Origin of the sequence: Rhizobium sophoriradicis, assembly GCF_003939025.1 — a bacterium.
In the GTDB taxonomy this organism is placed as follows: Bacteria; Pseudomonadota; Alphaproteobacteria; order Rhizobiales; family Rhizobiaceae; genus Rhizobium; species Rhizobium sophoriradicis.
In genome coordinates, this window is sequence record NZ_RQIH01000017.1 from 136,592 (window position 1) to 147,516 (window position 10,925).

The window sequence follows — 10,925 nt, forward strand, 5'->3', positions numbered from 1 at the left end:
GAGATAATCAAATACTTGCTGTCGGCAGGCAACGGGTGATTGTCGTTTGCCAGCAAAAGAGATGCCGGCCTTGGCGGCTTCACCCCATGCGTTCGGAGGCGTAGCTTCCGGGGCTGGCCGGGAAGACGACGGTGCGGTTGCCGTTGATGAAGGTGCGGTGGTGGATATGGGCGTGGATGGCGCGGGCCAGCACCTGGCTTTCAACGTCGCGGCCGATCGAGACATAGTCGTCGGCGCTCTGGGCATGGGTGATGCGCGCCGTGTCCTGCTCGATGATCGGGCCTTCGTCGAGATCGGCGGTGACGTAATGGGCGGTGGCGCCGATCAGTTTGACGCCGCGCTCATAGGCCTGCTTGTAGGGGTTGGCGCCCTTGAAGGACGGCAGGAAGGAATGGTGGATGTTGATGATCCTGCCCGACATCTGCTTGCAGAGCTGGTCGGAGAGGACCTGCATGTAGCGGGCGAGCACGATCAGTTCGGTGCCGGTCTGGTTGACGAGCTCGACGAGCTGCGCTTCGGCCTGCGGCTTGTTTTCCTTGGTCACCTTGATGTGGTGGAAGGGGATGTCGTGATTGACGACGACCTTCTGGTAATCGAAATGATTGGAGACGACGCCGACGATGTCGATCGGCAGCGCCCCGATCTTCCAGCGGTAGAGCAGGTCGTTGAGACAATGGCCGAAGCGCGACACCATCAGCAGCACCTTCATGCGGCTTTCGCTGTCGTGGAACTCGTAGTCCATTTCGAAAGGTGCGGCGACGGCGGCAAAATCGGTGCTGATCGCCGAGCCGGACAGCCCCTCTTCCGAAATGAAGCTGACGCGCATGAAGAACTTGCCGGTATCGAGATCGTCGAACTGTGAGCTGTCGATGATGTTGCAGCCCTTCTCCGCCAGATAGCTGGAAATCGCCGCAACGATGCCACGCGTCGATTTGCAGGATACCGTCAATACATAGCTTCTCATATCTGTCCCTCTTCCCTCTTCAAGAGCGCCGCCGTGCTTAGATCAAAGCCCGGGCCGCGAATAGGCCGGTGCGCTTTCATTCATGCGACAAATTGCAAGATGAACCATCACGTTTGTGCAAGTTCTCTCGCTTCCAGGCCTTAGCTTAGGAGAAGTTGCGCAAAAAACTGTGCCGCCAGCGCCGTGGGGATGCGTATTCTCGCCTTCGGCACGAAAGTCAGGCCGGCGGACGGCTTGCTGCGGCCACCTTGCGGCGCGGCGTGGTGATTTCGTGGACGATGGCACCGCCGACCGACGAGAGCACCAGCGACAGGATCACGAAGAGCACCGGCTGCTGCAGGATGCCGATCGGCAGGCGGTCGGCGGCGACCCTGAGGAAAGCAAGCGTGAAAGCGTGGGTGATGTAGATGGCGTAGGAGCAGTCGCCGAGATAGTTGAGCCATCTCAGAACCGGCAGCCGGGAAAAATCGGTGGAGACCGCGCCGTAGAGGATGAAGACTGCCGGGACCCCCCAGGCGTAGAACCGGCTCTCCGGCGGCATCAGCGCCTCGTTGACGAGGAGGAACGCAAAGCCAATGGCGAGCGCCGCCCATGCCCAGCGGTTCGGCAGGAGCGCCTTCTGCCCATATAGCCAGCCAAGCACCACGCCGGCGAGAAACTCCAGCATGATCGGTTCGCCGTAGAACCGGGTGGCCGTTGTTTCCGGCAGCAGCCGGCAGGCGATCAGGATCACGGCAAAGACGGCAAACATGGCCGGAATCCGGCGGGCTTCCGAGAGCGGCAGCAAGAGGGCAAACACGAAATAGAAGAACATCTCGTAGTTCAGCGTCCAGCCCGGCACGACGACGGGGGTGATCGTGCCGGGATCGGCGGCATTGGCCCATGGCAGAAAGAACAGCGAGGCGATGAGATGCGGAAGGTCGAACACCGTCGATTTCAGCAATGACGGGGCCGTCAGCGCCACGACAGCAGAAAACAGCGTTGCCAGCCAATAGAGCGGGACAATCCTTCTGATGCGGCGGCGGGCGAAATCGAAGGGGCTCATCGCGCGCCCGCTCGTCGTCAGCCACATCACGAATCCGCTGAGGACGAAGAAGATGTCGACCCCGGTTTCACCATAGAGAAAAGCCGTCGCGTCAACGGCGGGATTGACTTTGGCAAGCTGCAATATCGCATGGAAATAAACGACCATCAGCGCCGCGACAGCGCGCAGATATTGAAGCTGGACAAGCATCGAGCGTCTTGCTCCTCGGGCTCGCGCCGGCGCCGGTCCCTTCCGCGCGGCTGCGGTCAACTCGTTACATCTGCCGCACGACCCTGCCGGATGCGCGGGTTGTCGTGGAAGCGCATATATCCGACGACGAACCACAGGAGGCCGGCAATCTTCATCGAGAAAACCGCCGTCCCTCCGATCATCATATTCAGAAAAATGAAAAGAGAAAGTGAATGGGCGCAGCGCCGCTGCGCCGCCGTGCGGCCTGCTGGGAAGAGGCAGACGAACAGCCAGAAGGCGATGACGCCGAAAATGGTCGCCGCGTAGATCAGGTAGACATAGCCGCTGTCGGCGAATTCGGCGACCCTGTCGACCGAAAGGCCGAGAACGGCAAGAGGATCGAGCTCCATGATCTTCTTCATCGTCAGATTGATGCGGCCGGTGAAATTGTCACCTGTCGCATTGGGCTTCATGGTGTAGACGAGGAAACCTGCGGCGATGATCAGCGGCATCAGCGCCAAGTTGAAATTCTTCGGGATCTTCGGAAAGACGAAATAGCCGACGATGCAGGCAAAACAGAAGATCAGCATCGTGCGCGTATCGTTCGTCACCAGGATCAGCACTGCCGTGGCGATGAACAGCAGCCGGTCCCACCGGCTAATTCTGTCCCACATCGACACCAGATAGATCGCAATCACGCCGCAGAAATTGGCGAGCGACACCTGTTCGAGGAAGATCGATGACGAGCGATGGTCGATGATGCCAAAGGAGAAGCGCTCGGGAAAACCGAGTGCGTTCTGGAACAGGCCTGTCTTATTGTAGCTCAGCGGCAGCAGTCCGCGCGTATTGGCGAAATAATCGGACGGATGCACGATGCTGACATAGAACGGCACGCTGACGATCTCGAAGATCAGGAAGATCAGCACCGCAAGGCTGGCCCAGCGAAAGGCAAGCTTCATCGTTTTCTCATTGCTCCAGCCGCCGAGGCCGGAAAAGCAGAAAATGATCAGCACATTGCGGAAATGATCGACGAACGGCAGGCGGTTGAGCACGCTGACATAGATGGTAACGACAAGCGTGAACAGCAGAAACAGGAAGGCCGGCAGGTCGGTCTCGTAGATTCCCTTATGGAGGATGTAGATGATGGCGCTCGCCAGAATCAGACCTTCGCTGGCGGCGACATGGGTCAACGAAAGCGGCACGATGTTGTGGTTGATGAAGGCCAGGATGCCGTTATAGAGCACCGACAGCAGGCCGAGCCAGAGCACCGGATAGTCGACGCGCGATCCCCTCGCGGCCGCATCGACCCGGCTTCCCGCCACGGTGTACGTCGCTGCTTTCTGATCGACGGTTGCCACGGTCAGTTCTCCGCGGGCTTGACGGCGGTGCAGGCGCCGGCATCGGCTTTGGCCGACTCGGCGAGAAGCCGCATCTGCGGCCGCTCAGGGCCCTGACGCGGCTGAACGTTGAAAGGTTCGTTCGCCGGCCACCATTCGCCGGCCGCCCAATAAGACCAGCCGAGCCAGACGTCGCTATTTCCGGACATGGTGGCGTAGATTTCTCTCAGCCCGCCCATGCAGTCCTTGTCGGCGGAGGCGCCGAATTCGCCGAGAAAGCCGCGCTTGTGGTTTTGCTTCAGCCAGGCGGCGACCCCGGCGATCGCTTCGACCGCGGCATCCGCACCTTCGCAGGTTGGATGGGTTCCCGACGAATCGACGTCGAGATATTGGTGGACCTCGTACGCGTAGAAATCGAGAGGATCGCGCACGCCGAGCATCACCGTGCCGTTGGCGCCGCCGATCACATCCTTTTCCCAGCTGTGAGCGCCGCTCCAGGCGGTACCCGGCACGAGGATGAGATTGCGTGCGCCGACGGCCCGGATACCGCGGATCGCGGCGTTGGCGGCATCGAGCCAGTCCGTTGCCTTAATGTCATGCGGTTCGTTCATCAGGCCGAAGAGCACGCCGTTCTCATTGGCGAATTCGACCGCGAGCCTCGCCCAGAAGTCGGCGAACGCGGCGTCCGTCGCCGGCGCAGTGCCGATCTGTACCTTGTCGTAATAGCCGAAATTATGCGGGTCGAGCAGGACCGCCATGCCGTGCTTGCGGATTAAAGCAGCGGTATCTTTGATCCGCTTGATTTCGTCATCGTCGAGCCGGCCGCCGAGCGCCGGCTGCAGCCGCTCCCAGCGGAAGGGCAGCCGGATGATCGTCATGCCCTTTTTGGCGAAATAGCCGATCGTCTCTTCGCTTGGATAGATATAGTTGGTGCCGTAGGTGCCGCCGCGCTCGCCATATTCGCCGCCCGATAGATTGACGCCGCGATAGCAGGGCGCACCGGCCGCAAAGACCGACGACGGGGTGAGAGCGGCCGCAAGCAGCAGCGCCACCAGATGTCGTGTCGTCCTCATCCTACCCTCGAATCACGGCAAATCGCGACATCGACGTCGCTCGGGCCCATCTTAACGGTCCGTTAGCTAAGAATTTCTAAAGTCTCGGCACCTCGGCTTCAGTCTTTCACGCTGGGCGGGACACGAGTGCGCGTATGAGCCAGTATGACAGGAATAGAGTAAGCCGGCTGCCCGGCTGGCGCAGTTATGAGCCGCCTCAGCCTGCGCCGGAAGGCGTGCGGCTGCGCAGTCCTGTCGTCCGCCCGGATGATTTCGCCCGCCCGGCGCCCGAAGCCGCTCCTCCGCCTTTCGTGCCGCCGCCGGCAAGCGTTGCGCAAACGCGCCGTTACGAACAGCCGTCGCCTCCGCCTGCCGAGCGGCCCGCGTTTGATGTGCCGCCGCAGAGCGCGTCGGCACCCGCCGCTCCGCTTCTCGACCTCCGCTCCAGCATCGCGGCGATCTGGAGCCACCGCCTGGTGGTGCTTGCCCTCGCCCTTCTCGGCGCCGTCGCCGGCGGCGCGCTGGCGCCGTTCATCGGCCAGAAATACACGGCCGTCAGCAGCCTCTATTTCGATCCGCGCCAGATCGGCCTGGCCGAGGCCGGTGCGCAATCTTCCGGTCCGTCGCCTGAAATGATCTCGGCGCTGATCGACAGCCAGGTGCAGATTCTGACTTCGGGCAATGTGCTGCGCCGCGTCGTCGTGGCGATGAAGCTCGATCAGGATCCGGAATTCACCGGCGGCCGCACCGATGGCGCTGCCGTCATCGGCACCCTGCAGAAGGCGCTTGTCATCACCCGCCAGGCCACCACCTATGTCGTTTCGCTTGCCGCGACGACCAATGATCCGGAAAAATCGGCAAAGCTCGCCAACCAGGTCGTCACTGCCTTCACCGAAGAGGAAAACAGCGCCTCGAACGGCCTCTACGAAAACACCTCCTCGACACTCGATGGACGCCTCGACGACCTGCGCCAGAAGGTGCTGGAGGCCGAGCAGGCGGTCGAGACCTTCCGCGCCGACAACGACATGGCCGCGACCGAGGGCAACCTGATTTCCGATCAGCGGCTCGGCTCGCTGAACACGCTGCTGGTGACGGCGCAGGAAAAGACCATCCAGGCGAAGGCCCGCGCCGACGCCGTCGCCAATCTGCGCGTCGAGGACATCGTCGCCGGCAATCAGACCGAGGGCGGCGCCACCTCGCCGCTGGTCAGCCTGCGCCAGCAATATGCAGCCCAAGCCGCCGCCGTCGGCAGCCTCGAAAGCCAGATGGGCACGCGTCATCCGCGCCTGCAGGCGGCCCGCTCCTCGCTGCAGAGCATATCCGGCGAAATCAGGGGTGAATTGCAGCGCCTCGCCACCTCGGCACGGGGCGAATACGAGCAGGCGAAGGCTGCCGAAGACAGCATCGCCAAGGAGCTTGCCGTCCAGAAGGCGCTGCAGGCGACGACCTCGGACAAGCAGGTGGAATTGAACGAATTGCAGCGCAAGGCGACGGCGGCGCGCGATATCTATGAGACGGTGCTGAAGCGCTCGAGCCAGACGAGCGAGGAGCAGAACCTCAGCCAGAGCAATATTCGCGTCATCTCGCCGGCCGAGCCGCCGGTCAAGGCCGACGGCCCTGGAAAGAAGATCCTGCTGATCGCCGGCATCATCGGCGGTCTTCTTGCCGGTTTCGTCGTCGGCGCCGGCTTCGCCATTCTCGCCGGCCTCTTCGGCCATCCCATCATCAGAAGTTATTTCAGGAAAACGCCCGCTGCGGCCGCTTGATCACGATCCCCGGTTTTCCTACATCCTATGGGCGGCCGGCGATGCCGACAGGAGAGGTTCCATGCGGCTTGTGATGATGTTTCCGATATTGCTCGTTGCCACATCGGGCCTTGCGCCAGCCTCCGCCTTTGCCGTCGACTGGACAAAACCGGTAAATTCGGACGTTCAAGCCCTCTATCCCTACAAGGGTCTGCCCGGCGTCAAGGCGCAGCCGGACAAGAAGGAAGAGGAATCCTATAATTGCCGCACTGAAACCGTCCAGATCCGCCGCCGCTACGACGAGATCTTCCGCTCCGGCGGCATGCCGACGCTGATGTATGTCTGCGAACGCGACGGCTTCGTCACCATGGGCGGTAAGGTGCCGCTGCGCGGCCACTATCAGCCGGTGCGATAGGCGCCTCAGCCGGTCAACAAAGCCGTTGGGTGCGCCTGTCCGAACCGTCGGGCCGCCACATCGAGCAGCGTTGCCGCCACCCGACCCATATCGGCTTCGCTCATATCGTAATAGCTGGGCAGATTGATTGCGCGGCCCGTAATGCTCCAGGCGTTCACGTTCCCGGGCAGGTCTTCGAACATGGAGAGGCTGGAGAGGGATAGAAGAAGACTCGCGCGTCGATATTTTCTGCCGGAGCTCGCTGAGACCCCGACAGGCGGGATGACTCAACGGAACAACTGAGCTTGATCTCGGTGTTCATGCGCTTCGTTGCGGGGCGGCCAAAAAGACAAAACCGTTCTGTCCGGCAACGACTCCGCTTTCGCCTTGCGCGGCATGCTAATTGCATTATTACTAATATTCTAATCCGTGGGGAGAAAGTGCCATGCAATGGAACACATCGGTGGATTTTGCGCCTCTCGTTCTCTTTATTGGAGGCCGGGGAAAGTACAAGATCGTCCGGACGCTCCGAGACGTAGCCGAGGTTCTGATGATCGAATGGCCGCTTGACGACGGAGAGGAATATGTCGCGGCTGTGAAGGCTTGCGCCGATGCAATCACCGGGCAGGCCGGAATGGACGAACTCAGGGACTTGCTTCTGAGCGCCGCCACAGAAGCCGGCATCGTGGTTTTGTCGGTGATTGCAGACGGCGGGAAGACGGCGCCGCACATGGCGGCGTGAAGGCCGGGAATCGCGCCATCATAGGCTGCGCTGGTTAGGCTTCCAGAATCAGCATCATGGTACCAGCCATATCGATAAGCGCATCGTCAACGACCTTCGTTGGAAGGTACCAATGCGCCATTTTGGAAGGCTTGATTATCTGATCTTGGTAGAGATCAAGATTGGAATGGTGCCCAGAAGAGGACTCGAACCTCCACGCCTCGCGGCACAGGTACCTGAAACCTGCGCGTCTACCAATTCCGCCATCTGGGCGACGGAGAGCGATGTAAGGGGGTGGCCGGCGACTGTCAACTGGGTTTTTGAAGTTTTCCTGACAGTTGGCAAAAAACTGCCGATCACATCAGGAGGCGTGCTGCCGGACAGGCATAGCGCCTGTCATTGGGCGTCCTATATAAGAGAGGATCAACAGGAAATGGACGATGCCTGCTTCCCGCATGTTTCTGCTCGCCGGCCTCTTGGCCGTTCTGTCGCCTGCAATTGCAGCCGCCGATTCGCCGAAGGTGGGTAAGCCTGGGCTCGGGCCGCTCAATACGGGCTCGACGCTTTGCGATTTTCGCGGCTGCTTCGGCTTCGGGCCGCAGCAATGGCATCGCCCAGCCTATGTTCAGCCGAACTACCGCCCGCGCGGCGCCGGCCCGACCTATTATCTGCCGGGTGCGGCCGGGCGGCCGCAGCTGACCTATGATCCGCCGCCGGTGCGGAGGGTTCAGCCGGCGGCGCGCGATATGAACAAGCATATCGCCTGGTGCACCAACGAGTACCGCTCCTACAATCCGCGGAGCGATCACTTCCTCACCTATGAGGGCGTCTACCGGGTCTGCCGCTCGCCCTATCGCTGAGGTCAGCTTTCGAGCGAGGCGCGGTCGACATGACCGAGATCGCGGCCGGGCTCGACGATGTCGCGAACCCGCTGCTTCAGCTCCTTCGGCCCTGGGAAACCGCCGTCGCGCTTGCGCTCCCAGATGAGATCGCCATTGACGCGGATCTCGAAATTGCCGCCGGTGCCGGGGATCAACGCCACTTCGCCGAGGCTGTCGGAAAAGGTATGCAGCAGCTCCTGCGCCATCCAGGCGGAGCGCAGCAGCCAGTTGCACTGGGTGCAGTAGAGGATCGAGACGCGGGCTTTTTCGGTCATGGCGATTTCCTTTCGTTCCGCTTGGTTTAAGCGCGTTGACGTGGCCGCGCAATTGCTCTGATAGAAGCGTCTTGCCTATGGTCTTGCGGCATGGTCTCCTCCACGTCGATCATATCGGGAACGCCTATGCGAGTCGCAGTCGTCGAAAACATGAAGAATACCGGTCTTGGGGCGCTTGCCAGAGCGCTCGACGAGGCGGGCGCTGAGATCGAGTGGTTTCGCGTCTGGCAGGACGGCATCCTGCCGCTCGATATAGCGAGCCATGACGCGCTGGTTGTTCTCGGCGGGGAGCAGAGCGCGCTGGATGACGAGGCCCATCCCTACCTGCCGGAGCTCGCCCGGCTTGCCCGCCGCTTCGGCGATGCCGGCAAGGCCGTGCTCGGCATCTGCCTCGGCAGCCAAATCCTCGCTCGCGCCTATGGCGCCGACAATCATCTCGGCACCGCACGCGAATTCGGCTGGCACAGGATCGGCGTCACCGCCGAGGGCCGGGCCGATCCGCTGCTATCGGCGCTTGGCGGCGAGTTCACGATCTTCGAATGGCATGCCGACACCTTTGCCCTGCCCGAGGGCGCGGTGCGCCTGGCGACGAGCTCCGTCGCCGATAACCAGGCCTTCCGCATCGGCCGCGCCGTCTACGGCACCCAGTTCCATTTCGAGGCCGACCAAGCGGTCGTCGAGCAGTGGAAGGCGGAATTTCCCGAAACGATCGCCCGCATCGCCCCCGGGTGGCTGGAAAACCATGCCGAACTGGCGGTGCACCATGGCGTTGCCGCCGATGCCGCCGGCCTGGCCATCGCGCGTGCCTGGGTCAGCCTGATCAACCCGGCAGAGATCGGAATATTGTCGGAGGCCTCGGCTTGAGAGGCGAAGCGATGCCGGTAAGCGAATTTGAAAGGATGGCGGCGGGTGAGTGGTATTGCTGCCTCGACGATGAGCTCGATCGCCTGCGCCAGCAGGCGCGCCTCGCCGTTCACGCCCATAATACGCTGCGGCCGGATGAGCGCGGGGCCGTCGCCCCGGCGCTCAGGGCGCTCTTTGCGATCGCGGCGCCCGACATCTTCATCGAAGCGCCGTTTCACTGCTCCTACGGCATCAATATCACCCTCGGCGAGCGTGTCTATTTCAATGCCGGCTGCACCATCCTCGATTCCGGCCGGGTGACGATCGGTGACCGCACCATGCTCGGGCCGGGCGTGCAGATCTATTGTGCCGAACATCACAAGGATCCCGCACTGCGCAGCCAGGGTATCGAGATCGCCCGGCCGGTTGCGATCGGCAGCGACGTCTGGATCGGCGGGGCCGCCGTCATCCTCGGCGGGGTGACGATCGGCGATGGCGCGATCGTCGGCGCCGGCGCCGTCGTAACGAAGGATGTGCCGCCGGGTGCAACCGTGGTAGGCAATCCGGCGCGCCCGATGAACCGCCCCTGAGACAACCATCGGCGGCTCCCTCGACAACGGCGCCGGCTCCACTAGATCACGTTGCTGAAGGGGAGAGATATCATGACGGCACAGAACTTACCCATGGAAGGCGGCTGCCGTTGCGGCCGGGTGCGGTTGAAGATCAGCGCGCCGCCGCTGCTGACCATGGCCTGCCACTGCACGGGCTGCCAGAGGATGACTGCGAGCGCCTATTCGCTGAGTGCCGCCATCCCCAGCGAAGGCTTCGAGGTGACGAAAGGCGAGCCGGTCATCGGCGGCCTGCACGGCACGACGAAACACTACTTCTGCCCGCATTGCATGAGCTGGATGTTCACCCGCCCGGAAGGCATGGACTGGTTCGTCAATCTGCGCGTCACGATGCTCGATGACCCCAGCTGGTTCACGCCGTTCATCGAGACATGGACGAGCGAGAAGCTGCCCTTTGCCGAGACCGGCGCGGTGCACAGCTACGCGGCGCTGCCCGAGATGGCGGCCTATGAAGGACTGGTGAAGGAATATATGGGCAGCGCGTGACTCAAAACTGCCTGTATTTGGCGAACGGCAGGCCATGCTTTGCGACATCCTCATTTTGCTCCGCGATCGCCTCGGCATTTTCAATTCGCCAAAAGTCTTTCGCGTTCTGCACGAGGCAGCGTTTCATCGTCGCTTGTTTTTTGACGGGCTTTGCCGCGCTTGCTAGTCGTTGGATCGGTATTTGCGCCAGCCGATGCAGGCTTTCCCGTTGCTCGGCTTTCATTCGTGGCAGAATCTCCCTAGCAAATGCCAACGCATTAGGTCGTGTGGACAGTTATCTGATCCATAGCATTGTCGCCGCGATAGTGACGACGGCGAGGTAGTTTTCGGCGGTTTTCTCGAAGCGCGTCGCGACCCTTCTGAACTGCTTGAGTTTAGAAAAGCA

The 10,925-nt window shown here is 61.8% G+C and carries 11 protein-coding genes, 1 tRNA gene and 5 pseudogenes; 8 read left to right on the top strand and 9 right to left on the bottom strand.

The window, feature by feature from the left end; genetic code table 11:
* Positions 1 to 79: 79 nt before the first annotated feature.
* From purU to EFR00_RS26265, 4 genes are all read right to left on the bottom strand, one after another.
* A complete protein-coding gene (purU, locus tag EFR00_RS26250) occupies positions 80 to 964 on the bottom strand; it encodes a formyltetrahydrofolate deformylase (RefSeq protein ID WP_077995025.1) in 885 nt (294 codons plus the stop codon).
* A gap of 217 nt (positions 965 to 1,181) precedes the next feature.
* A complete protein-coding gene (locus EFR00_RS26255) occupies positions 1,182 to 2,198 on the bottom strand; it encodes an acyltransferase family protein (RefSeq protein ID WP_077995024.1) in 1,017 nt (338 codons plus the stop codon).
* A gap of 56 nt (positions 2,199 to 2,254) precedes the next feature.
* Positions 2,255 to 3,535, bottom strand: coding sequence for a hypothetical protein (locus tag EFR00_RS26260; protein ID WP_077995023.1), 1,281 nt, complete (start codon positions 3,533 to 3,535; stop codon positions 2,255 to 2,257).
* A 2-nt stretch (positions 3,536 to 3,537) separates the two neighbouring features.
* Complete coding sequence (locus tag EFR00_RS26265; protein WP_077995022.1) at positions 3,538 to 4,587, bottom strand: glycoside hydrolase family 5 protein; 1,050 nt, start codon at positions 4,585 to 4,587, stop codon at positions 3,538 to 3,540.
* Positions 4,588 to 4,721: 134 nt separating this feature from the next.
* Between EFR00_RS26265 and EFR00_RS26270 the strand changes: the two genes are divergently transcribed.
* Both EFR00_RS26270 and EFR00_RS26275 read left to right on the top strand, forming a co-directional pair.
* Positions 4,722 to 6,332 carry a GumC family protein gene (locus tag EFR00_RS26270; protein WP_077995021.1) on the top strand — a complete coding sequence of 537 codons (1,611 nt, stop codon included), beginning with the start codon at positions 4,722 to 4,724 and terminating at the stop codon, positions 6,330 to 6,332.
* Between the two features lie 61 nt (positions 6,333 to 6,393).
* On the top strand, positions 6,394 to 6,726 hold the full coding sequence (locus EFR00_RS26275; RefSeq protein WP_009992862.1) for a hypothetical protein: 333 nt from the start codon (positions 6,394 to 6,396) through the stop codon (positions 6,724 to 6,726).
* A gap of 5 nt (positions 6,727 to 6,731) precedes the next feature.
* Here EFR00_RS26275 and EFR00_RS26280 read toward each other — a convergent pair.
* A pseudogene (locus tag EFR00_RS26280) lies at positions 6,732 to 6,952 on the bottom strand (DegT/DnrJ/EryC1/StrS family aminotransferase); the annotation flags it as partial.
* Between the two features lie 198 nt (positions 6,953 to 7,150).
* On the opposite strand from EFR00_RS26280, the gene EFR00_RS26285 reads away from it, so the two are divergent.
* Entirely contained in the window at positions 7,151 to 7,447 is a 297-nt protein-coding gene (locus tag EFR00_RS26285) for a DUF982 domain-containing protein (protein WP_009984121.1), read from the top strand.
* Between the two features lie 167 nt (positions 7,448 to 7,614).
* Here EFR00_RS26285 and EFR00_RS26290 read toward each other — a convergent pair.
* Positions 7,615 to 7,699 (bottom strand) — tRNA-Leu (locus tag EFR00_RS26290).
* 167 nt (positions 7,700 to 7,866) lie between these two features.
* Between EFR00_RS26290 and EFR00_RS26295 the strand changes: the two genes are divergently transcribed.
* A complete protein-coding gene (locus EFR00_RS26295; protein WP_077995020.1) occupies positions 7,867 to 8,286 on the top strand; it encodes a BA14K family protein in 420 nt (139 codons plus the stop codon).
* Between the two features lie 2 nt (positions 8,287 to 8,288).
* Here the strand turns inward: EFR00_RS26295 and EFR00_RS26300 are convergent, their stop codons facing one another.
* On the bottom strand, positions 8,289 to 8,582 hold the full coding sequence (locus tag EFR00_RS26300; protein ID WP_009990553.1) for an Rdx family protein: 294 nt from the start codon (positions 8,580 to 8,582) through the stop codon (positions 8,289 to 8,291).
* Between the two features lie 126 nt (positions 8,583 to 8,708).
* Between EFR00_RS26300 and EFR00_RS26305 the strand changes: the two genes are divergently transcribed.
* The 4 genes and pseudogenes from EFR00_RS26305 (at position 8,709) to EFR00_RS26315 (ending at position 10,540) form a co-directional block, all read left to right on the top strand.
* Positions 8,709 to 9,446, top strand: coding sequence for a type 1 glutamine amidotransferase (locus EFR00_RS26305; protein ID WP_077995019.1), 738 nt, complete (start codon positions 8,709 to 8,711; stop codon positions 9,444 to 9,446).
* A gap of 35 nt (positions 9,447 to 9,481) precedes the next feature.
* A pseudogene (locus EFR00_RS34275) lies at positions 9,482 to 9,610 on the top strand (maltose acetyltransferase domain-containing protein); the annotation flags it as partial.
* A 237-nt stretch (positions 9,611 to 9,847) separates the two neighbouring features.
* A pseudogene (locus EFR00_RS34280) lies at positions 9,848 to 9,997 on the top strand (DapH/DapD/GlmU-related protein); the annotation flags it as partial.
* A 90-nt stretch (positions 9,998 to 10,087) separates the two neighbouring features.
* Positions 10,088 to 10,540, top strand: a complete 453-nt coding sequence (locus tag EFR00_RS26315; RefSeq protein ID WP_077995017.1) for a GFA family protein — start codon at positions 10,088 to 10,090, stop codon at positions 10,538 to 10,540.
* 1 nt (position 10,541) lies between these two features.
* Here EFR00_RS26315 and EFR00_RS34285 read toward each other — a convergent pair.
* Together EFR00_RS34285 and EFR00_RS26325 are read right to left on the bottom strand one after the other, a co-directional pair.
* Positions 10,542 to 10,653: pseudogene (locus EFR00_RS34285) on the bottom strand (type II toxin-antitoxin system CcdA family antitoxin); the annotation flags it as partial.
* 161 nt (positions 10,654 to 10,814) lie between these two features.
* Positions 10,815 to 10,925: pseudogene (locus tag EFR00_RS26325) on the bottom strand (IS5/IS1182 family transposase); the annotation flags it as partial.

Coding starts and splice junctions, on each gene's coding strand:
- EFR00_RS26255 (WP_077995024.1), bottom strand. CDS start 2,198: ATGCTTGTCCAGCTTCAATATCTGCGCGCTGTCGCGGCGCTGATGGTC.
- EFR00_RS26300 (WP_009990553.1), bottom strand. CDS start 8,582: ATGACCGAAAAAGCCCGCGTCTCGATCCTCTACTGCACCCAGTGCAAC.
- EFR00_RS26270 (WP_077995021.1), top strand. CDS start 4,722: ATGAGCCAGTATGACAGGAATAGAGTAAGCCGGCTGCCCGGCTGGCGC.
- EFR00_RS26315 (WP_077995017.1), top strand. CDS start 10,088: ATGACGGCACAGAACTTACCCATGGAAGGCGGCTGCCGTTGCGGCCGG.
- EFR00_RS26285 (WP_009984121.1), top strand. CDS start 7,151: ATGCAATGGAACACATCGGTGGATTTTGCGCCTCTCGTTCTCTTTATT.
- EFR00_RS26305 (WP_077995019.1), top strand. CDS start 8,709: ATGCGAGTCGCAGTCGTCGAAAACATGAAGAATACCGGTCTTGGGGCG.
- EFR00_RS26265 (WP_077995022.1), bottom strand. CDS start 4,587: ATGAGGACGACACGACATCTGGTGGCGCTGCTGCTTGCGGCCGCTCTC.
- purU (WP_077995025.1), bottom strand. CDS start 964: ATGAGAAGCTATGTATTGACGGTATCCTGCAAATCGACGCGTGGCATC.
- EFR00_RS26275 (WP_009992862.1), top strand. CDS start 6,394: ATGCGGCTTGTGATGATGTTTCCGATATTGCTCGTTGCCACATCGGGC.
- EFR00_RS26295 (WP_077995020.1), top strand. CDS start 7,867: ATGCCTGCTTCCCGCATGTTTCTGCTCGCCGGCCTCTTGGCCGTTCTG.